The organism is Yinghuangia sp. ASG 101 (assembly GCF_021165735.1).
In the GTDB taxonomy this organism is placed as follows: domain Bacteria; phylum Actinomycetota; class Actinomycetes; order Streptomycetales; family Streptomycetaceae; genus Yinghuangia.
The window spans coordinates 4,845,278-4,866,730 of the sequence record NZ_CP088911.1 but is presented as its reverse complement, the minus strand read 5'-3'; the positions used below and the strand labels follow the sequence as shown (position 1 = coordinate 4,866,730).

The window sequence follows — 21,453 nt, the reverse complement described above, 5'->3', positions numbered from 1 at the left end:
CACCCCCACCCACCCCCACCCACACACCCCCGCACCCCAACCCCGCACGGAACCCGCGGCACCCCCACGCACGACACCCACCCGCACCCACACACCCCCCGCACCCCAACCGCGCGGAACCCGCGGCACCGCCACACACGACACCCACCCCCACCCACACACCCCCCGCACCCCAACCCCGCACGGAACCCGCGGCACCGCCACACACGACACCCGCCCCCACCCACACACCCCCCGCACCCCAACCCCGCACGGAACCCGCGGCACCGCCACGTTCACGGCGTGCGTCAAATCCGCCCGCTTTGTTCTCCTTTTCCGGGTATAGCTGACAAGTTGTCGGCGATCGCGGTCGCCGACCCGCTTCGGCTCCCCAGGAGGACGTATGACCCCTCGCGGCCGACACGCGCAGTCCGAGAGCGGCACCGGAGGCGGTGCCGGGGCCGAGCCCGGCGGTGCGGAGGCGACGCAGCCGCCGCCCGAAGGCGTCGAGGGCCGGCGGCTCTGGCTGATCTTCACGGGCCTCATGCTCGGCATGTTCGTCGCGGCGCTCGACCAGACGATCGTGTCGACCGCGCTGCCCACCATCGTCGGCGACCTCGGCGGCCTCAACCACCTGTCGTGGGTGGTGACCGCGTACCTGCTCGCGTCGACGGTGAGCACGCCGCTGTGGGGCAAGCTCGGCGACCTGATCGGGCGCCGGACGCTGTACCAGGCGGCGATCGTGATCTTCCTGATCGGGTCGGTGCTGTGCGGCATCGCGCAGAACATGCCGCAGCTCATCATGTTCCGCGCGCTCCAGGGCCTGGGCGGCGGCGGGCTGATCGTGCTGTCGCAGGCGATCATGGGCGACGTCGTGCCGCCGCGCGAACGCGGCCGGTACACGGGTCTGTTCGGCGCGGTGTTCGGGGTGACGAGTATCGCGGGGCCGCTGCTGGGCGGGTTCTTCGTCGACCACCTGTCGTGGCGCTGGGTCTTCTACATCAACCTGCCGATCGGCCTCCTCGCGCTGGTGGTGACCTCGGCCTCGCTGCACACCCGGGACATCCGCACGCGCCCGACGATCGACTACCTGGGCATCGTGCTGCTGGCCGGCGCGACCACGTGCCTGGTGCTGCTCACCACGTTCGGCGGGACGACGTACCCGTGGATGTCGGGGCAGATCTGGGGTCTCGGGATCGCCGCGGCGGTACTGCTCGGCTGCTTCATCGCCGTGGAGCACAAGGCCGCCGAACCGGTCCTGCCGCTGCGGTTGTTCGCGCAGCCGATCTTCCGTACCGCCTCGGCGATCGGGTTCGTCGTCGGCTTCGCGATGCTGGGCGCGTTGAGCTTCCTGCCGCTGTTCTTCCAGGTCGTCAACGACGCGTCGCCGACCGCGTCCGGGCTGCGGCTGGTGCCGATGATGGTCGGCATGCTGACCGCGTCGATCACCAGCGGCCGGCTGATCACGCGGTGGGGGCGCTACAAGATGTTCCCGGTCCTGGGGACCGCGGTGATGGCCGTCGGCATGTTCCTGCTGTCGCGCATGGACGAGCACACGACGACACTCGCGGCCTCGCTGTCCCTGCTGGTCTTCGGCCTCGGTCTGGGCCTGGTCATGCAGGTCATCGTGCTCGCGGTGCAGAACTCGGTGGACTACCGCGACCTGGGCGTCGCGACCTCGGGTGCGACGTTCTTCCGGTCGATCGGCGGCTCGTTCGGCACGGCGATCTTCGGCTCGATCTTCAACACGCAACTGCGCGAGCAGCTCGACAAGTTGGGCCCGACGGGGCTGCAACTGCCGCCCGGCGTCGACCCCGAGACGGTCGCGTCCAGCCCGGACGCGCTGCACCGGCTGCCGCCCGCGACCCACGACGGGTTCGTGCACGCGTACGCGCAGGCGTTGCAGACGGTGTTCCTGGTCGCGTCGGCGGTGGTCGTCGTGGGGTTCCTGCTGAGTCTGCTGCTCCGCGAGATCCCGTTGCGCAAGTCGACGGACACGCCCGACCCCTTCGACAGCATCCAGACCACCGCGCGGAGTTCGGTGCAGGAGATCGAGCGGGCGATGGGGCTTCTGGTGCACCGGGAGAACGGCTGGGCGCGGTACGAGCGCATGATCGGCCGTGCCGAGGTGGACATCTCCGTCCCGTGCGCGTTCGGGCTGGTGCAGCTCGCCCGCTACGGCCCGGTCACCGACACCGCGCTCGCCGGGAGGATCCACGAACCGATCGCGTCGGTACGCAAGTACGCCGACCAACTGGTCGACGCGGGACACGCGGAGACGGACGCCGAAGGACGGCTGGTGCTCACCGCGTCGGGCCAGCGCATCGTCGAACGCCTGATCGAGGCGCGGCGCGCCCTGCTCGCCGAGGTGATCGCCGACCTGTCACCCGAGCAGCATGCCGAACTCACCGAAATGCTCGGCAAGTTGGCACGCCTGACGACGGACTGCCCGCACGACCGGCTGGTCCGGGAAGGCGCCAGGCGCGGGGCGTGAGCCGCGCGGATCGGCTGAGCCGGGGCGTGCCGCCGGGCGCGGGAAAGGCACGGATGCGTACCCGCCGCCCCGGCATCCGCCCCGCGCGGCCGCCGATCCGCGCGAACCACTCGCGATCACGGCCCCGGCTCCGGGGTGCCCGTCGTCGCGGCAACGGACGGCACGCGGCCCGCACATGCCCCGGGCCGCGTCACGGGTCCGGCTCCGCCGCGTACCCGGCGGGCGCCGAACCGGGCTGTCCGATCGCCGGTGGTCGGCGGCTGCCGGTCAGCGGCCCGCCACGCGCCGGCTGACGCGGCGACGCCGGCGCCGGGCGATCGCTCGGCGTTCCTCGGGGGTCAGACCACCGCGCACCCCGGTGATCTCCGGGGCGGCCGTGGCGTCGGCCAGCGCCGCGTCCCGGCATTCGAGGAGGACGGCGCAGCGCGCGCATATGCGCTTGGCGTCCTCCTCGCGGGCCATCCGCACGACCGCGGGTTCCTCGGGCCGCCCGAGGAACAGCCAGAGGTCTTCCGAACGGCAGGCGCCGGTCGCGGGCGGAATCCAGGTGGACGCGCGCTGGTCCGGTTCGACGATGTCGTGCGCGGAAGGCGGATCGCTGTAGTCGGGCACGTTTGTCTCCTCGCAAACTGGGCGGGTCGTACGTCCCACCCACGGCCTACCCGACCAAATCCCGTTGCATGCCCCCGTGCGAGACAACTGACGGGAAAGCAACACCCGGGAAACGTCCGGGAAATGGCCCGATTAAGTCTTCTTTCCAACCGAATCGTCATGGCGTCCGCACGCGCTCCGCACGGCGTTTCGCGGCGCACGGGCCGCATGCGTGGCCGACGCTTGGCGCGGCGGGCAGGACGGCGGGAAGTCGGCGGCATGGGCGGATCTCGCCGCGCGGGCAACGCGGGTGGGGGTGACAACGTACCGTGCGGCCGTGATCACCAGAAGTGGTCACCTGCCACGCGCGGCGACCGCCGGGGTCGGCGCGCGGCCCGTCCCGTTCTCCTGACGAGACGTCAGATATCCGGTGACTTCCTCGGCTTCGGCCTCTTCCGCCGCACGTCGACGCCGCCGAACACCGCGGCGCCGCGGACGACGACCACGGGCGCGTCGGGATCGTCCGCGACGTGCTGGTGCACGGAGAAGCCTCCGAAGACGCCGGCGCCGTGACCGCGGACCGTGACGCCTTCCGGCACCCGCACCTCGACGCCGCCGAACACACTCACCACGTTGACGATCAGCACCGGCTCGTCGAACGTGGCCTCCGACAGATCGATCTCGATGCCCCCGAACACCGCGGCGGCCCGGAGCTTCCGGCCGATGCGGCCCGGCCCCTTGCGCTCGGCGCCGCCGAACACCGCCACGACGGAAGGCGTTTCGGTCGGTGCGGCGCCCGGCGGCAACGGCCGATATGGCGAGTGCGAGGCCGGCTCGGGGGTGCCGGGCGGCTTCGGCGGGGCCGGGCGCGGGCTCCCCGGCAGGTCGAAGGTCAGGGGTTCGAGTGCGCCCATGGTCTTGGCGGAGTACAGCGCCTCGATGCGCTCGGTGTGCTCGTCGATCGTGATGCGGCCCTCTTCGAAGGCGGTGCGCAGCACTTGGGCGACCCGGTCGCGGTCCGCGTCGGACGCGCGCATGTCGGCGGGCGCGACCGGCCCGGTCGGAATCCCGGGGACGGGGGCGGGCGGGCGAGCCGGGGCGGGCGGCGGCACGGCGGGAGCGGGCGCGGGCGGGGGGACCGGCGCGGGCGCGGTGTCGCCGGTGCCTTCCCGCGCGGCCTCCGGGGCGCGGCGGGGGCCGGGAGGGTCCGGAACGCCGCCGGCGACGGCGGTGTCGGACACGCCGGACGCCCCCTCGGGCCCGTCCGGAACCGGGGTCTCAGCACTCTCCGCAGGCTGCTCCACGCAGACGACCTTAGCCGCCCCGGGGGCCGTACGGATCAGTCGCGAGCCGATCCGCCACCGACCCGATCGGGGACGGGACGGAGCGCGGGCGGCCACCGGGCCGGAGCACCGGGGCGCACACGACCGGGCACGGGCACGGCACCCGGTCGGGCCGCCGACCCGGCACGGTCAGGCTGGGCCCGCTCGGCACTTCGTCGCGCGGACGACCGGCCACGGGCACGGCACCCGGTTCGGCCGCCGACCGAGCCCCGCTCAGGCGCGGCCCGCCCGGCACGCCGCCGCCCACACCTGGCACGCCGCGCCCCTCTCCCGCGCGGCCGACCGCCCCGCTCAGGCTCCGACCACCCGACGTCCCGGCACCCCCCGGCACCCCTCCCCCGCGCGGCCGACCGCCCCGCGGTCAGGCCCCGCCCGTCCCCACCTCCCGGCACGCCTCCGCCAGCAGTGCCACCGCCTCGCGCAGCCGGTCCTCGCCGAGTGACGCGTACCCCAGCACGACGGCGGGTGTGGCCTCGTGGCCCGGCTCGCGCAGCGGGCCGACGGGCTCGACCCGCACGCCCCGTGCCGCGGCGGCCTTGACCACCGCCTCCTCGCGGCAGCCGGGCGGGAGTTCCGCGTACAGGTGCAGCCCGGCGCGGATCCCGTCGAGCCGTACCTCGGGCAGGAACTCCGCGAACGCGTCGGCCACCGCGTCGCGGCGCGAGCGGTAGCGCAGCCGCATCGCCCGCAGGTGGCGGTCGTACCCGCCGGTCTCCAGCAGCCGAACGAACGCGAACTGGTTGATGACCGCCGAGCCGAGGTCCGCGTACTGCTTGAGCTCGCGCACCTGCTCCAGCCACGTGTGCGGCACCACCGCCCAGCCCAGCCGCATGCCGGGGGCGAGGGCCTTGCTCGTGGAGCCGAGGTGCACGACGCGGTCCGGGTCCAGGCCCTGCAGGCAGCCGACGGGGTCGCGGTCGTAGCGGAACTCGGCGTCGTAGTCGTCCTCGATGACGAGCCCGTCGACGTCGCGCGCCCACGAGGTCAGTTGCGCGCGGCGCTCGGGCGACAGCACGACGCCGGTCGGGTACTGGTGCGCGGGGGTGACGAGCACCGCGCGGGCGCCGGTGCGCGCGAGCGCGTCGACGTCGAGGCCGTCGCCGTCCACCGGCACCGCGACGACCGGCAGGCCGTTGCTGCGGAGCAGTCCGCGCTGTGTGGCACTCGACGGGTTCTCGATCGCGAGCAGCGTGTGCCCGCGCGTCGCCAGCGCCTGGACGATCAGCGCGACGCCCTGCGCCACACCGCCGACGACGACGATGCGGTCGGGCGACGCGATGGCCGCGCGGACCCGGCCGAGATAAGCGGCGATCGCGGTGCGCAGCTCGGGCACGCCGCCCGGGTCGCCGTACGAGAGGCGGCTGTGCGGCACGGTCGCCAGCGCGTGCCGGGTCGCGGCGAGCCACGCGGCCCGCGGGAAGGCCGACATGTCGGAGGTGCCGGGCTTGAGGTCGTACGGCAGCGCGGAGCCGTCGTCATCGTCGCGCGGCACCTCGGGCCCGCCGGGCGCGCGACGCTCGGGGATGTCCGCCACCCGCGTGCCGGAGCCGTGACGGCTCGTCAAATAGCCCTCGGCGACGAGTTGTTCGTACGCCTCGACGACCATGCCGCGCGAGACCCCCAGGTCGGCCGCGAGGGTGCGGCTCGACGGGAGCCGGTCGCCGGGGGCGAGGCGGCCGGTGCGCACGGCGTCGCGCAGCCCGGCGGTGATCTGCGCCCCGACGCTGCCCTTCGCGCGGTCGATGCCGACGAGCAGGTCTCCCATGCGCGGCCTCCTCTCCGACTCTCCGCGCGCTCCGCGCGGTGGCCTCGCCCGCCGAGCCCACCGGCGCGTCTCAACGTAACCCGGGGCGGCGCGGTCGCATCAAGGCGTGTGACGTTCGCGGCATCCGCACGGGCCCTGTCGCACGGATTTTCGAAGGTCGGCGAGGTGAGCGCAACCTCACCTCAACGCGGCGAGCCCCGCGTTCTACGCTGGTGGACGCCCTGTCTCCGCCGACCGAGGATGGCCATGGCCCCCGCCGACAGCAATGACTTCTCGTACACGGATCTGCTCCCGCTGGGTACGGACACCACGGAGTACCGCCTGGTGACCGGCGAGGGCGTCTCGACGTTCGAGGCCGGTGGCCGCCGCTTCCTCCAGGTCGAGCCCGAGGCCATGACCCTGCTCGCCCGCGAGGCGATGCGCGACATCGCGCACCTGCTGCGGCCGGGGCACCTCGCGCAGGTCGCCCGGATCCTGGACGACCCCGAGGCCTCGCCCAACGACCGCTTCGTCGCGCTCGACCTGCTGAAGAACGCCAACATCGCGGCGGGCGGCGTGCTGCCGATGTGCCAGGACACGGGCACGGCGATCGTGATGGGCAAGCGCGGCCAGCACGTTCTGACCGACGGCCGCGACGAGGAGCACATCTCGCGCGGTATCCGCAACGCCTACACCGAGCTGAATCTGCGCTACTCGCAGATGGCGCCGCTGACGATGTGGGACGAGAAGAACACGGGGAACAACCTGCCCGCGCAGGTCGAGCTGTACGCGACGGCCGGTGACGCGTACAAATTCCTCTTCATGGCGAAGGGCGGCGGCAGCGCCAACAAGTCGTACCTGTACCAGGAGACCAAGGCGATCCTGAACCCGGCCGCGATGCTGAAGTTCCTGGACGGCAAGATCCGTTCGCTCGGCACCGCCGCGTGCCCGCCGTACCACCTCGCGATCGTGATCGGCGGTACGAGCGCCGAATTCGCGCTCAAGACCGCCAAGTACGCCTCCGCGCGCTACCTCGACACGCTGCCGACCGCCGGCTCGCCGCTCGGCAACGGCTTCCGCGACCACGACCTCGAGGCCGAGATCCTCAAACTCACGCAAGACCTCGGCATCGGCGCCCAGTTCGGCGGCAAATACTTCTGCCACGACGTCCGCGTGATCCGCCTGCCGCGGCACGGCGCGTCGCTCCCCGTCGCGATCGCCGTCTCGTGCAGCGCCGACCGCCAGGCGCTGGCCAAGATCACCCCCGAGGGCGTCTTCCTCGAACAGCTCGAGACCGACCCGGCGAAGTACCTCCCCGACACCACCCACGACGACCTCTCGGACGACGTCGTCCAGGTCGACCTCAACCGGCCCATGTCCGAGATCCGCGCCGAGCTGTCGAAGTACCCGGTCAAGACCCGCCTTTCGCTCACCGGCCCGGTCGTCGTCGCACGCGACATCGCGCACGCCAAGATCAAGGAGCGCCTGGACGCGGGCGAGGAGATGCCCCAGTACCTCCGCGACCACGCCGTCTACTACGCCGGCCCGGCCAAGACCCCCGAGGGCTACGCCTCCGGCTCCTTCGGCCCCACCACCGCCGGACGCATGGACTCCTACGTCGAGCAATTCCAGGCCGCCGGCGGCTCCTTCGTCATGCTCGCCAAGGGCAACCGCTCCCAGCAGGTCACCGACGCCTGCGACAAACACGGCGGCTTCTACCTCGGCTCCATCGGCGGCCCGGCCGCCCGCCTCGCCCAGGACTGCATCAAGTCCGTCGAGGTCATCGAATACCCCGAACTCGGCATGGAAGCCGTCTGGAAAATCCAGGTCGAAGACTTCCCCGCCTTCATCGTCGTCGACGACAAGGGCAACGACTTCTTCAACCAACTCGAACCCACCCAAACAGTAATCCGAGAAATCCCCGTCCGGCAGAACTGACCCGCGCCGACGGCTGCGGCCCCGTCGCACTCCCCGCCGCCCGTGCTGAAGGAATACGTGGGGGCGGGTCCCCTGGGGTTGCCGCTGCCCGTGGGTGGCGCCGGGTGGTCAGGGGGGGTGGTGTGCCGCAGGTCCATTGGGGGGTGCAGGTGCGGATCCGGAGTGTGCCGTCGGGGGTGACGGTTGCCATGGTCGCTCCGCCTGCGGGGTGTACGAAGACGCCGGGGAGTGAGCTGTGTGCGGGCAGCCCGAGGTCGAACCACGGCTGCGGCGTCCATGCTCCGGCCTGGCTGTGGTTGTACGGCGTGATCCACAGGCCGCCGCTCGCCGGGTTCCGCGCGACGACCATGAAGTCGCCGGTCCGGCCCGCCGCGGCGGCGAAGTCCGCCGCGGGGCCGCCGATCCGCGTCCACGGCGCGTCCCCGACCATGGACACCGCCGTCCACAGCGAGCCGTCGACGGGGCTCCGCGCCGTGACCACGGGGCCTTCCGCCGCGTAGCTCACCGAGGCCGACGTGGACGGTCCGCCGACGCGGAACCAGTCGCCGAGGCCGAACGGGTAGGTGGGAAATCGGCTACGACACGATGTCCTTGCGCTCGAAATGGCGGAAGGCCAGGGCGACGAAGATCAGGGCGTACGTGACCGAAATCGCCGAGCCCTTGACCATTCCCTCCCACTCCATGTCCGTCTGCAGCGCGTCCACCCACGCGAACTGCCAGTGGGTGGGGAGGATTTCGCGCCAGACGCCGAGTGCGGTGACGGCGTCCACGATAGTGGAGACGACCACCAGGCCCACCGCCCCGCCGACCGCGCCGAGCGGGGCGTCGGTGACCGTCGACAGCCAGAACGCGAAGGCGGCGACGACGAGTTGGGAGACCATCGCGTACGCGACGACGACCGCCATGCGCCGCATCGCCTCCCCCGCCGGCACCGAGCCGCCGGTCGGGATCTCGAGCGGGCCCCAGCCGAACGCGACCACGCCCGCGAGCAGGGCCATCGCCGGGAGCAGGACCATCGCGACGGCACTGTAGGCCAGGGACACCGCCAACTTGACGCGCAGCAACCGCGCTCGGGGGACGGGAGCGGCGAGCAGGTAGCGCAACGACGACCAACTAGCCTCGCTCGCCACCGTGTCGCCGCAGAACAGCGCGACCGCGACGACCAGCAGGAAACCCGTCGAGACGAAGAGCGCGAACGCCGTGAGGTTCAGCGCGCTTCGGGTGGCGACGTCGACCAGCGTCGGCACCGCGTCGCGCTGCGGGTCGCCGCCGACCTGGAACGCGATGACCAGCACCCACGGCACCGCGGCGAGCAGCCCGAGCATCACCAGCGTCCGGCGGCGCCGCAGTTGGCGCAGGGCCTCGACGCGGAACGGGAGGGTGCGGCGGGGGCGGTAGCCCGCGGCACGGGTGGGTGCCGCCTCGTCCGGGGCGGAAGCCGGTGGAGGCGTACGCGAGCCGCTCACTGCCCGTCTCCGATCAGCGTGAGGAACACGTCTTCCAAGCGGCGCTTGGCGACGACCCGGTCGACGGGCACCCCGGCGCCGACCAGTTCCGCGACCACCGCCGACGCCTCCGCGCCCGCGAGGTGCACGAGGACCCCGTCGCCCTCCGGCGTGACCGTCACGATGCCCGGCAGGGACGCGAGCACGTCGACGGCCCGGTCCGGGTCGGGCGTCCCGACGGCGAGGGAGTTGCCGTCGCCGGTGATGGCGGCCACCGGGCCGGACGCGACCAGGCGGCCCCGGTGCATGACGACCACGTGCGTACAGGTCTGCTCCACCTCGGCGAGCAGGTGGCTGGAGACGACGACGGTTCGGCCCACCCCGTCACCGGTGGCATACCTGACCAGAACATCCCGCATCGCCCGGATCTGCGGCGGGTCGAGCCCGTTCGTCGGCTCGTCCAACACCAGCAGGTCGGGCAGGCCGAGCATGGCCTGCGCGATCGCGAGGCGCTGCCGCATGCCCTGCGAGTAGGTGCGGACCGCGCGGTCCAGCGCCTCGCCGAGCCCCGCGATGTCGAGTGCCTCGTCGACGTGCGCGTCCTCGGCGGGGCGGCCGGTCGCCCGCCAGTACAGCTCCAGGTTGTCGCGCCCGGACAGGTGCGGCAGGAAGCCCGGCCCTTCGACGAACGACCCGAGCCGCGACAGCACCGGCGCGCCCGGGGTGACCGCGTGGCCGAAGATGCGGATCTCGCCCTCGTCGGGGTGGATCAACCCCATGAGCATGCGCAGCGTCGTGGTCTTCCCCGCGCCGTTGGGGCCGAGCAGCCCGAGCACCCGGCCGCGCTCGACCTCGAACGACAGATCGTCGACGGCGAGTTTGCCGCCCTTGTAACGCTTCGTCAGACCCGAGATCCGCAACGGCACGTCGGCGAGGTCGGCACGCGGCGCACGGGCCGCCGCGCGACGGCGCCCGGTCACGACGATCACCGCGCCGGCGGCAACCGCCGCGGCGGGCAGCCCCCACGTCCACCACGGGTAGCCGGGCGGTTGCGGCTTCAACCCGGGCACCGAGGGCACGACAAGCGGCCCGGTCACGGCGACCCGGTACGCGGCGGGCTCCTCCGGCGTCGCGTAGCCGAGGTCGGTGGCCGTGAGGACGAGCCGCAGCCGGTGCCGGCTGTCGATCTCGCGGTCGATCGCGGGCAGCCGGATCTCGACGTCGCGCCCGTCGCGCGCACCCACCACCCGCAGCGGCGCCGCGAGTTGGTACGGCAGGGCCGCGCCGCCGGACGGGTCGACGTCGTACAGCTTCGCGAACAGCACGATGTCGTCGGCGCCCGAGACCCGCACCCGGACCGACGACGCACCGGTCACCCGCACCGGCCGGTCCAGCGGCTCGCTGGTGAAGAAGGCGCTCTGCCCCGGCATGTCGAGCGAGAAGCCCCCGGTCGCGGTCGCCGCATCACCCAGTTGGCCCAGGGTGCCCAGCAATCCGAGCCCGGGCAGCGACGACATCGACGGCGGCGAGCCGCCCGGCGGGTTCACGACGGTCTGCTCCGGCCCGGTCAGCCCGACCTCGGTCCGCCGGCTCCCGTCGATCCCGGGATACACCGGCCCGCTCGCGACGCGGACGACCTGCTCGCGCGTCGACGTGTCCACGCCGCCGAGCCGCGTGACGGAGAACGGCCCGGCCGGGGCCGGCTCGGACTCCGTGCCCGCGCGGCGCTGCCGGGTCTCCGCCACCCCCGTGTCGGAGGCGATCCACCGGTCGAACCACGCCGCCGTCCTGTCGCGCACCCGCGCCGTCTGGGGCGAGCCGCCGTCGTGGCCGCCCGACGTCCACGCGACCTCGACCGGGAAGCCGTTGCGGGTGACGGCCCGCGCGGTGCGGTCCGCCTCGGCGAGCGGGAACAGCGAGTCGTTCTGGCCCTGGATCAGCAGCGTGGGGACGCGGATGCGGTCCGCCACCGGGCCGGGGCTCGCCCGCCGCAGCAGCTCGACGGCCTGCGGCGTCGCCCGTCCGGTCCGCGCGACCTCGTCGTAGACCGCACACACCTCGGGGGCGAACCGGCCGCACACCGACGCCGTGTCCCCCGGCACGGCCGCCGGACCGCCGCCCGCCGTCGACGACGCGATCGAGGTCGCCCCGGCGGAGAAGAACACCCCGGCCCACATCTTCTTGAACACTCCCGCATCCGGTCCGGCCCCGGTCGCGTTGGGCAGCAGCGCGTCGGCGAGGTCGTGCCACGTCCACTGCGAGGCGACCGCGTCGACGCGCGCGTCGTAGGCGGCGAGCAGCAGCGCGAGGGCACCGCCGTACGACGCCCCCGCCGCACCGACACGCGGGTCGCCGGGCCCGTCGAGCCTGACCTCGGGCCGGGCGGCGAGCCAGTCGACGAGCGCACGGGCGTCGGCGACCTCGTAATCCGGCTGGTCGAGGGCGATCAGCCCGCCCGACGAGCCGAAACCGCGCGCGGACCACGTCATCACCACGAAGCCGCGCCGCGCGAGGTCCGCGGCGTCGGAGCGCACGGTCGCCTTGCTGCCGCCGAAGCCGTGCCCGAGCAGCACCGCCGGGGCGGGCTCGCCGGTGTCCGGCCAGAACACGGTGGTGTCGAGCTGGATGCGCTCGGCCGAGCCCGGCGCCGCGGCCACGGACACGCGCTCGTCGCTGCTCCGCACGGATGACCCGCCGTCGCCGTCGCCCGAGGCGAGCGCGACGGCCCCGAGCGCGAGCACCGCGAGTGCCGCCACGACGACGGTCACGACCCGGGCCCGGCGCGATCCGGGCAAGCGGCGGGTGAGCGCCGTCCTCCACGTCATGCGCTGACACTACGGCGTACGCGCGCGGGCGCAGGACGGCCGGGCCCGCCCGTGACCGGGCACACTCGCGCGCCCACGCTTAGTCTCGACTGCGGAGGTGACTTGTGCGGATCGCCCTTTTTCTCACCTGCTTCAACGACACGCTGTTTCCCGAGACCGGGAAATCCGTCGTGCGGCTGCTGCGTCGGCTCGGCCACGACGTCGCGTTCCCGTACGAGCAGACGTGCTGCGGCCGGATGCACTTCGACTCCGGCTACCGGCGCGACGCCGCGCCTCTCGCCCGCGCCTTCGCGACCGCCTTCGCCCCGTACGACGCCGTCGTCACCCCGTCGGCCTCGTGTGCCGCGATGGTGCGCGGCCGGCACCCGCTGCTGGCGCGGGACGCGCGCGACAAGCGCGCCGACGCCTTCCGGGAGCGCGTCGACGCGGTGGCACCGCGCGTGTTCGAGCTGAGCGAGTTCCTGGTCGACGTGCTCGGCGTCGAGGACGTCGGGGCGTTCTTCCCGCACACCGTCACCTACCACCCGACCTGCCACTCCGCCCGCGTGCTGGGCGTCGGCGACCGGCCGCTGCGGCTGCTGCGCAAGGTGCGCGGACTGCGCCTGGCGGAGTTGCCGGACGCGAGCGAATGCTGCGGCTTCGGCGGCGCGTTCGCGCTCAAGAACGCCGAGACGTCGACGGCGATCGGCGCCGACAAGGCGGCGGCCGTCATGCGGACGGGGGCGCAGGTGCTGTGTGCCGACGACAACTCGTGCCTCGCGCACATCGGCGGGCTCCTGTCGCGGCGGCACGGCGGCGTACGCGTGCTGCACCTCGCCGACATCCTCGCCGCCACCGCACCGCACCCGGAACTCGCGGCATATCCGCCGGGCGACCCGGCCCACGCGTCCCTCGATCCGGTCCACCCCGCCCCGGACCGACCGCGCGAGGGGGTCCCGCGATGACGGCCGTACGCCGCGAACCCGCCTTCCTCGGAATGCCGCCGTTCCCCGAGGCCGCCCACCACGCGCTCGCCGACCGCCGGCTGCGCGCCGAACTGCGCGACACCTCCCGGACGTCGCGCTCCCGGCGCGCCGAAGCCGTCGACGAGCTGCCGCCGTTCGTCTGGGAGAAGCTGCGCCGCGCCGGGGCCGTGATCAAGGACGACGTCATCGCCCGGCTCCCCGACCACCTTGAGGAACTGGAGGGCTCGGTCGTCGCCGCGGGCGGCACGGTGCACTGGGCCCGCGACGCGGACGAGGCGAACGCCCTGGTGATCCGCATCGCCCGCGAACACGCCGCCGCCGAGGTCGTCGGGGTCCCCGCGGCGACGACCCGCGAGACCGGCCTTGACGACGCGCTCGCCGACGCCGGGATCCGCGTGCGCGCCACCGCCGCGGCGAACGCCGGACTCACCGTCCGGGGCGCCGACTTCGCCATCGCCGAGACCGGGACGGTGTGCGCCGTCGACGCCGACGAGAACGGGCTCCGGTCGGTGACCCTCCCCGATGTCCTCGTCACGGTGCTCGGCCTCGAACAGGTCCTCCCGGCGTGGCGCGACCTGGAGGTCTTCCTGCACCTGCTGCCGCGCGCGTCGACCGGCGAGCGCATGAGCCCGTACGTCTCGCTGTGGACCGGCGTGACCGACGACGACGGCCCGCGCGGCTTCCACCTCATCCTGCTCGACAACGGGCGCAGCGACGTCCTGGCCGACCGGATGGGACGCCAGGCGCTGCGCTGCATCCGCTGTTCCGCGTGCCTGGACGTGTGCCCGGTCTACACGCGCGTGGGCGGGCAGGCGTACGGCTCGGTCCCCCCGGGCCCGATCGGCGCCATCCTCGCCCCGCAGCTGCGCGGGGTGAACCGGCACGATGTGGACGCCCAGACGGCGTCGCTGCCGTACGCGTCGACGCTGTGCGGCGCGTGCTTCGAGGCCTGCCCGGTGCGCATCGACATCCCCGCCGTCCTCGCCCACCAGCGCGCCCAGCTCACCGACCTCGGGCGCGGCCCGGCACGGCATCGCGAGAAGGCCGCGATGAGCGCCGCCCGGTGGGGCCTCGCCGAGCCGTGGCGGCTCGGACTCGCCCAGCACGCCGCCGCGTTGGGCCGACACGTGATCGCCCGCATGCCGCACGTGCTCGCCGGGCCGCTCGCCCGGTGGACCGACGGCCGCGACGCGCCGGCGCCGCCCCCGGAGTCCTTCCGCACGTGGTTCAAGCGCACCAACGGCGGTCTGGACGAAGGCGGTTCGCGCGACGAGGTGCCGGGCGACACCGACGACGAGACCGCGGAAGGCCCGTCCGCGACCCCCCGGGAGGAGCCATGACCACCTCCGGCGCCCCGCACGACCTCCCCGACACGCACGCCTCGCACACCGCCCTCGAACACATCGACCTCACCGGCCCCGGCCCGCACACCGCCACCCCCGGCCGCGCCGAACTGCCGCACCGCCCGCCGGGGCTACCGACCGACGCGAAGGCCGCGATCATGGACCGGCTCCGCGACGCGCTCGCGGACGGCGGCCCGCCGGAACCCGTCGCCGTGGACCGGGGTTACCGCCGCCTGCACGGCCAGGGCACGGACCTGATCGCCATGTTCGCGGAACGGGTCACGGACTTCCGGACGCTGGTGGCACGGGCCGACGCGTTCACGATGGTGCGGACGACGGCCGCGTTACTGCGCCGCGCCGGAGTGCGCCGCCTGGCCGCGCCTCCCGACCACAGGCTCACCTGGCTGACCGCCGCCGGGGCCGAACTGGTCGGCGAGGAACGGCAGCTGACGGACCGCCCACGCGACCGGGCGGACGGCGCGGTGACCGGCTGCGCCCTGGCGATCGCCGAGACCGGGACCATCGTGCTGGACGGCGGACGCTACCAGGGCCGCCGGATGCTGTCCCTCCTGCCCGGCTACCACCTGTGCGTCGTCCGCGCCGAGCAGATCGTCGGGACGGTGCCGGAGGCCGTCGCCCGGCTCGACCCGCGCCGCCCGCAGACGTGGATCAGCGGGCGCCCGACCGCACCGGCCCCCACGGAGGAGAGCGCCCCCGGCCCCCGCACACTGCACGTGCTGCTGCTGGGCTGAGGTCCGCCGCGCCCGGGGAACAGCGGTACCGGGCCCGGAGTTGTGGCAACAAGGGGCCGCCGGGAGCAGGACGTACCGCCACGAGCTTGGAGGCACCGATGAACGACGCCGACCCGAACGCCGCGCGGGAACCCCACCGCGTCGAGCACGACTCGATGGGCGAGGTCCGCGTGCCGGCGCACGCCAAGTGGCGCGCCCAGACGCAGCGGGCGGTGGAGAACTTCCCGATCTCGGGCGGCACCCTGGAGCACGCGCACATCGCGGCGCTGGCCCGCATCAAGGCGGCTGCCGCGCTGGTGAACGCCGAAATGGGCGTCCTGGACGCGGAGATCGCGGCGGCCGTCCGGGAGGCCGCCGCCGAGGTCGTCGAGGGGCGCTGGGACGACCAGTTCCCCGTCGACGTCTTCCAGACCGGCTCGGGCACGTCGTCCAACATGAACATGAACGAGGTCCTCGCGACGCTCGCCGGTGAACGCCTCGGCCGCGACGTCCACCCGAACGACCACGTCAACGCCTCGCAGTCGTCGAACGACACGTTCCCCTCCTCGATCCACATCGCGGCGGCCGGCGCGGTCGTGCACGGCCTGATCCCCGCACTCGTCCACCTCTCGGGCGCCCTGGGCCACAAGGCCGCGGACTTCGCCGACGTCGTCAAGTCCGGCCGCACCCACCTGATGGACGCGACGCCGGTCACGCTCGGCCAGGAGTTCGGCGGGTACGCGGCACAGGTCCGGTACGGCGTCGAGCGCCTGGAGGCGACGCTCCCGCGCGTCACCGAACTCCCGTTGGGCGGAACGGCGGTCGGCACCGGCATCAACACCCCGCGCGGCTTCTCCGCCCGCGTCGTCGCCGCGCTCGCCGCGGACACCGGGCTTCCGTTCACGGAGGCCCGCGACCACTTCGAGGCCCAGGGCGCACGGGACGGACTCGTCGAGCTGTCGGGCCAGTTGCGCACCATCGCGGTCGGCCTCAACAAGATCGCCAACGACCTGCGCTGGATGGGCTCGGGCCCGCGCACCGGCCTGGCCGAGATCCGCCTGCCCGACCTCCAGCCGGGCAGCTCGATCATGCCGGGCAAGGTCAACCCGGTGGTGCCCGAGGCGGTCGGCCAGGTCGTCGCCCAGGTCGTCGGCAACGACGCGGCCGTGGCGTTCGGCGGCGCGGCGGGCAACTTCGAACTCAACGTGATGATGCCGGTGATGGCCCGCAACGTCCTGGAGTCGATCCGCCTCCTCGCGGCGGTCTCCCGGGTCCTGGCGGACCGGACGGTCGCCGGCGTCACCGCGGACGTCGCCCGCCTGCGCGAGAACGCGGAGAGCTCCCCGTCGATCGTCACCCCGCTCAACAAGTACCTCGGGTACGAGGAGTCCGCGCGGATCGCCAAGCAGGCACTGGCCGAACAGCGCACGATCCGCGACATCGTCGTCGAGCGCGGCCACGTCGAGGCCGGCCGCCTGACCGAACGCCAGCTGGACGAGGCCCTCGACGTGCTCCGCATGACGCGCCCGTGAACGGGCCCGGCCGTCCCCGCGTCGCCGCACGCAAACGTGACGAACGACAAGGCCCCCGTCGGCCCCGCACACTCCCCGAACCCCCCGCGGCGCCGCATTCCGCCGTAGCATCCGGGGTTGGCCTGCTCGCTGTCGCCGCCGGCGAGGGCGCGGGCCGCGCAGCCGACCGCCCGCCCGGAGGTGCCCGATGACAGAGGCGACCGATACCCGCCGGATCCGACCGCCGGAGCCGTGGTCCCCCGGAGACCGGATCCTGTGGCGCTATCTCCGGCAGGGGCACGTGCTCGACTGCCGCCCGGTCACCGTCGTCCGCGACGACCCCGACCAGCTCGCGGTGTGGCTCGCGGGCGGCACCCGGCGCGTCCGACCGGTCCTCCCGGACGGTTCGGACATCCGTTCGGCGCCGCTGGACCAGCGCTTCCGCCTCGGCCGCGTCCCGGCGGTGGAGGCGTGGACCGGCAACGGCGTCCTCATGATCGCCCGCCCGGGTGAACCGTGGTCGGTGTGGCTGTTCTGGTCGCCCGAGTGGCGGTTCAACGGCTGGTACATCAACCTCGAACGCCCGCGCGAGCGCTGGGCGGGCGGCGTCGACACCGAGGACCTCGTCCTCGACGTCTGGGTCTCCCCCGACCGCCGCTGGCACTTCAAGGACGAGGACGAACTCGCGGCGTCCCGCGACGCCGGGCGGTTCGACGACGCCGACGTCGCGGAGATCTACTCCTACGGCCACCGTGCGGTCGAGGCCGTGCGCGCGTGGGGCCCGCCGTTCAACGAGGACTGGCCGGCTTTCCGCCCCGACCCGGCCTGGCCGCTGCCGGAGTTGCCCGCGGACTGGGACCGGCGGGAAGGAACCGGTTGAGCCAGCCGTCCTCCGACCGACGTGGCGCCGGGTCCTCCACGACCCGAACCGGCAGCCCCGCCACCGCGCTTCGCAGGGACGCGGCCAACTCCCCGAACTCCTCGCGGCGTCCCGTGCTCGCGCGCATCACCATGCCGATGCGGCGCCGGGGCGCCGGTTCCGCGAAGCGGGCGACGGCGAGCTGCGAGCCCGGCCGGGTCTCGACGGTTATGGCGGTTTCCGGGAGGAGCGTGACGCCGAGGCCGCCCGCGACCAGTTGCACCAGCGTCGGCAGGCTCGCGGCGCGGGTCGCGCCCGCCTCCGACGCGCCCACCTCGCGGCAGACGTCGAGCGCCTGGTCGCGCAGGCAGTGGCCCTCGTCGAGCAGCAGGACGTCGAGGTCGCGCAGTGCCGTGCGGGGGAGGTCGGCTCGGCCGGCGAGGGTGTCGTCCTCCGGCACGATGAGCGTGAAGTCCTCGTCGTAGAGCGGTATTTCCTCGACGCCCGCGACGTCCGCCGGGAGGGCGAGCACGAGCAGGTCGAGGCGCCCCGACGTCAGGCCGTCCAGAAGGGAGTTGGTCTGCTCCTCGTGGACGAACAACTCCAGCTCGGGGTAGGTGTCGCGCGCCAGCCGCAGCAGCGTCGGCAGCACGTACGGAGCGACGGTCGGGATGACCCCCAGGTGCAGCGGGCCGGTGAAGGGCCGCCGCGCGGCCTCGGCCTCGTCCATGAGGTCGTCGAGCGCGTCGAGCACTCTGCGTGCATGCCGGGCGACCCTTTCGCCGGCCGGAGTCAAGAGGACACGCCGCGTGGTACGTTCCACCAGCTGTGTTCCCAGGCTCTCCTCCAGCGCGGCGACCGCACTGGACAGGGCGGGCTGGCTCGTCCCCACGACGGCCGCGGCGTCGCGGAAGTGCAGGTGCTCGGCCACCGCGGCGAAGGCCCTGAGCTGCGAGACCGTCGGCATGCGCGTACTGATAACTACTCCCTATCAAATGATCAGTCAGAAGCTATTTCCCTGATCAATGAAAACATGGCAGCTTGATCCGCGTACGTCCGACCGGGCGGCCGAACGGGCCGGCCGGGCACTATGCGGAGGAGCACCTGTGCTTACTGTCGGTAACCAGTTCCCCGAGTACGACCTCACGGCGTGCGTGTCCCTCGACGCCGACAAGGCGTTCGAGCAGATCACCAACAAGTCGTACGAGGGCAAGTGGCGCGTCGTCTTCTTCTGGCCGAAGGACTTCACCTTCGTGTGTCCGACGGAGATCGCCGCGTTCGGCCGCCTCAACGAGGACTTCGCCGACCGTGACGCGCAGGTCCTGGGCGTCTCCACCGACTCGGAGTTCGTGCACTTCGCGTGGCGCAAGGACCACCCGGACCTGCGCGACCTGCCCTTCCCGATGCTGAGCGACCTCAAGCGCGAGCTGGCCTCGGCCGCCGGCGTGCTCAACGCCGACGGTGTCGCGGACCGCGCGGTCTTCATCATCGACCCCAACAACGAGATCCAGTTCGTCATGGTGACCGCCGGCTCGGTCGGCCGCAACCCCGACGAGGTCCTGCGGGTGCTCGACGCGCTCCAGACCGACGAGCTGTGCCCCTGCAACTGGCAGAAGGGCGCCGAGACGCTGGACGCCGCCGCCCTGATGGCGGGCTGACCCGTGGGCCTGGACGTCCTGAAGGCCGAGCTCCCGGAGTTCGCCAAGGACCTCAAGCTCAACCTGGGTTCGGTCGTCGGCAACTCCAAGCTCCCCGAGCAGACGCTCTGGGGCACCGTGCTGGCCTGCGCGATCGCGTCGCGCAGCCCGAAGGTGCTGCGTGAGCTGGAGCCGGAGGCGAAGACCCACCTCTCCGACGAGGCGTTCACCGCCGCCAAGGCCGCCGCGGCCATCATGGCGATGAACAACGTGTACTACCGGGCCATGCACCTCATCGGCGACCCCGAGTACGGCAACCTGCGTGCCGGGCTCCGCATGAACGTCATGGCCAACCCCGGCGCCCCGAAGTCCGACTTCGAGCTGTGGTCGCTCGCCGTGTCGGCGATCAACGGCTGCGGGCGCTGCCTGGAATCGCACGAGCAGGTCCTCCGCAAGGAAGGCGTCTCGCGCGAGACCATCCAGGAGGCGATCAAGATCGCCGCGGTGCTCAACGCGGTCGGCGCGACCCTGGAGTCCGAGGCGCAGCTCCACGACTGACCCCGGACGAGGTACGCACAACGGCGGGCGGTACGGGACCCGAAAGGTCCCCGTACCGCCCGTTCCGCGTACGCCGCCCGGGGCCGCCGCGGCTCACTCGGGCCGCGCGCCGATCCCGCCCAGAAGAACCTCCTGGTAGAGCGCCGTGAGGTGCCGCACCTCCATACCGGGGTACGCGACGCTGCTCGTCGAGAGCGCCGTCCGCGCGACGCGCTGCACGAACGCCGCGTCGAGCCCCGCCCGGAAGTCCCCGTCCCGCATGCCGTCGGCGAGCACCCGCGTCCACACCCCCTCGACGTCCCCGAGCAGCCTGCTGATCTCCGCCTTCGGCACGTCGTCCGCGGTGGCCTCGTTGAGCAGCAGGACCGACGCGACGCCGTGCTCCGCCAAACCCTCGACGGTCCGCGCCACCAGGCCGGCCATCCGCAGGGACGGCCCCCGGCCGACCGCCTCGTCGCGTCCGAACGCCGCGAGCAACTCCTCGAAGAAGCCCGCCAGCATGTCCCCGAGCAGGCGCTCCTTGCTGCCGATGTGGTGGGCGAGGCTGCCGACCGGCACACCGGCGAGTTCGGCGATCTGCCGCGTCGTGGTCACCGCGTACCCCTGGCGGGCGAACAGCAGGCCCGCGGCCTGCCCGATACGCGCCCGGGGGTCCGCACCGTCCGCCGACCGCGCCGGACGGCCCGCCGCGTTCCCGAGAGCGGCGGACGCACCGGCGGGCCACTGCACCGGCGCCGCGTCGCGGAGTATGCCGCGCAGGTCGCCCCGGCGGTACGCGTGCGGCTCCGCGATCCCCCGCACGAACAGCTCGACCAGCAGCCCGGACGCCTCGTCCGGGTCGTAGCGGCCGTGCGTGCGGTACCACTGGGCCATCGCCCAGACCGAGGTCTGCACGAAGTACCCGATGGTCTCCGTCTCCAGATCCGAGCGCAGCAGGCCGGTCCGCACCCCCTCGGCGATCACCGTGTGCCACACCGTGTTGTTCTGCGCCGTGCGCTCGGCGAGCCAGCGGAAGCGCTCGTCGGACAAAGCCAGCCGGCGGCACTCCCCCACGACCACCACGGCGGCGTCGGGGTTGTGGGCGATGACGGTCAGGCTGGCCCGGATCAGCCCGCGCAGCGCGGCGACCGCGTCCTCCGCGCCGTCGAGTGCGGTGCGGTTCCGGACCACCGTCTCGGCGAAGTACTCCTCCAGGATGTCGAGGAGCATCGCCTCCTTCGACGGAAAGTGGTGGTAGAGGCTGCCGGACAACAGCTGTGCGGCTTCCGCGATCTGACGGACCGTCGTACCGCCGTATCCCTGCCGCGCGAAGAGCGCGCACGCGTGCCGCAGGATTTCGGAACGGCGGTCGACGGGCCGGGCCTGCGTACGCATCCGGCCGTTCTCCCCCTCGCTGTTCACACCAGGAAGAGTAAGTGGGTGCGCTCGTCAAGCCACCGCGGGCACCGCGCTTTCCGGCGAACTTCGGGCGCTGTGACGCACGATGGCCC

The 21,453-nt window shown here is 73.3% G+C and carries 17 protein-coding genes; 10 read left to right on the top strand and 7 right to left on the bottom strand.

The window, feature by feature from the left end; genetic code table 11:
* Positions 1–382: 382 nt before the first annotated feature.
* The gene (locus LO772_RS20955) at positions 383–2,473 is read left to right on the top strand and encodes an MFS transporter (protein ID WP_231773565.1); all 2,091 of its coding nucleotides are present in this window, start codon (positions 383–385) and stop codon (positions 2,471–2,473) included.
* 267 nt (positions 2,474–2,740) lie between these two features.
* On the opposite strand, the gene LO772_RS20950 is transcribed toward LO772_RS20955, so the two are convergent.
* The 3 genes from LO772_RS20950 to pdxR all read right to left on the bottom strand — a co-directional run bounded on the left by LO772_RS20950 (position 2,741) and on the right by pdxR (position 6,172).
* Complete coding sequence (locus LO772_RS20950; protein WP_231773564.1) at positions 2,741–3,085, bottom strand: WhiB family transcriptional regulator; 345 nt, start codon at positions 3,083–3,085, stop codon at positions 2,741–2,743.
* Positions 3,086–3,483: 398 nt separating this feature from the next.
* Positions 3,484–4,368: a DUF1707 SHOCT-like domain-containing protein gene (locus LO772_RS20945; protein ID WP_231773563.1), complete on the bottom strand. Its 885-nt coding sequence runs from the start codon at positions 4,366–4,368 to the stop codon at positions 3,484–3,486.
* Between the two features lie 400 nt (positions 4,369–4,768).
* On the bottom strand, positions 4,769–6,172 hold the full coding sequence (gene pdxR / locus LO772_RS20940) for a MocR-like pyridoxine biosynthesis transcription factor PdxR (RefSeq protein ID WP_231773562.1): 1,404 nt from the start codon (positions 6,170–6,172) through the stop codon (positions 4,769–4,771).
* Between the two features lie 240 nt (positions 6,173–6,412).
* Between pdxR and LO772_RS20935 the strand changes: the two genes are divergently transcribed.
* Entirely contained in the window at positions 6,413–8,089 is a 1,677-nt protein-coding gene (locus tag LO772_RS20935) for a fumarate hydratase (protein ID WP_443089295.1), read from the top strand.
* Between the two features lie 188 nt (positions 8,090–8,277).
* Positions 8,278–8,589 (top strand): hypothetical protein, encoded by a 312-nt coding sequence (locus tag LO772_RS20930; protein ID WP_231773560.1) that lies wholly within the window; start codon positions 8,278–8,280, stop codon positions 8,587–8,589.
* Positions 8,590–8,664: 75 nt separating this feature from the next.
* Here the strand turns inward: LO772_RS20930 and LO772_RS20925 are convergent, their stop codons facing one another.
* Together LO772_RS20925 and LO772_RS20920 are read right to left on the bottom strand one after the other, a co-directional pair.
* Positions 8,665–9,555, bottom strand: a complete 891-nt coding sequence (locus LO772_RS20925) for an ABC transporter permease (RefSeq protein WP_231773559.1) — start codon at positions 9,553–9,555, stop codon at positions 8,665–8,667.
* Positions 9,552–12,359: an alpha/beta fold hydrolase gene (locus tag LO772_RS20920; RefSeq protein ID WP_231773558.1), complete on the bottom strand. Its 2,808-nt coding sequence runs from the start codon at positions 12,357–12,359 to the stop codon at positions 9,552–9,554. The genes LO772_RS20925 and LO772_RS20920 overlap by 4 nt, the downstream gene beginning before the upstream one ends.
* A 104-nt stretch (positions 12,360–12,463) precedes the next feature.
* Here LO772_RS20920 and LO772_RS20915 point away from each other — a divergent pair, with 104 nt between their 5' ends.
* The 5 genes from LO772_RS20915 (at position 12,464) to LO772_RS20895 (ending at position 17,789) form a co-directional block, all read left to right on the top strand.
* Positions 12,464–13,303, top strand: a complete 840-nt coding sequence (locus tag LO772_RS20915) for a (Fe-S)-binding protein (RefSeq protein WP_231773557.1) — start codon at positions 12,464–12,466, stop codon at positions 13,301–13,303.
* Positions 13,300–14,664 carry an LUD domain-containing protein gene (locus LO772_RS20910; RefSeq protein WP_231773556.1) on the top strand — a complete coding sequence of 455 codons (1,365 nt, stop codon included), beginning with the start codon at positions 13,300–13,302 and terminating at the stop codon, positions 14,662–14,664. Before LO772_RS20915 ends, LO772_RS20910 begins: the two co-directional genes overlap by 4 nt.
* The gene (locus LO772_RS20905; RefSeq protein ID WP_231773555.1) at positions 14,661–15,419 is read left to right on the top strand and encodes a LutC/YkgG family protein; all 759 of its coding nucleotides are present in this window, start codon (positions 14,661–14,663) and stop codon (positions 15,417–15,419) included. The genes LO772_RS20910 and LO772_RS20905 overlap by 4 nt, the downstream gene beginning before the upstream one ends.
* A 98-nt stretch (positions 15,420–15,517) precedes the next feature.
* On the top strand, positions 15,518–16,930 hold the full coding sequence (locus tag LO772_RS20900; protein ID WP_231773554.1) for a class II fumarate hydratase: 1,413 nt from the start codon (positions 15,518–15,520) through the stop codon (positions 16,928–16,930).
* A gap of 187 nt (positions 16,931–17,117) precedes the next feature.
* Positions 17,118–17,789, top strand: a complete 672-nt coding sequence (locus tag LO772_RS20895) for a DUF402 domain-containing protein (RefSeq protein ID WP_231773553.1) — start codon at positions 17,118–17,120, stop codon at positions 17,787–17,789.
* On the opposite strand, the gene LO772_RS20890 is transcribed toward LO772_RS20895, so the two are convergent.
* Positions 17,698–18,735 (bottom strand): LysR substrate-binding domain-containing protein, encoded by a 1,038-nt coding sequence (locus tag LO772_RS20890; protein ID WP_231773552.1) that lies wholly within the window; start codon positions 18,733–18,735, stop codon positions 17,698–17,700. The two genes, LO772_RS20895 and LO772_RS20890, sit on opposite strands and share 92 nt — an antisense overlap.
* A 139-nt stretch (positions 18,736–18,874) precedes the next feature.
* Between LO772_RS20890 and LO772_RS20885 the strand changes: the two genes are divergently transcribed.
* Positions 18,875–19,426: a peroxiredoxin gene (locus LO772_RS20885; RefSeq protein ID WP_231773551.1), complete on the top strand. Its 552-nt coding sequence runs from the start codon at positions 18,875–18,877 to the stop codon at positions 19,424–19,426.
* A gap of 3 nt (positions 19,427–19,429) precedes the next feature.
* Positions 19,430–19,963 carry an alkyl hydroperoxide reductase gene (locus LO772_RS20880; protein WP_231773550.1) on the top strand — a complete coding sequence of 178 codons (534 nt, stop codon included), beginning with the start codon at positions 19,430–19,432 and terminating at the stop codon, positions 19,961–19,963.
* Between the two features lie 93 nt (positions 19,964–20,056).
* Here LO772_RS20880 and LO772_RS20875 read toward each other — a convergent pair whose 3' ends face one another.
* The gene (locus LO772_RS20875; protein ID WP_231773549.1) at positions 20,057–21,364 is read right to left on the bottom strand and encodes a TetR/AcrR family transcriptional regulator; all 1,308 of its coding nucleotides are present in this window, start codon (positions 21,362–21,364) and stop codon (positions 20,057–20,059) included.
* Positions 21,365–21,453: the final 89 nt, after the last annotated feature.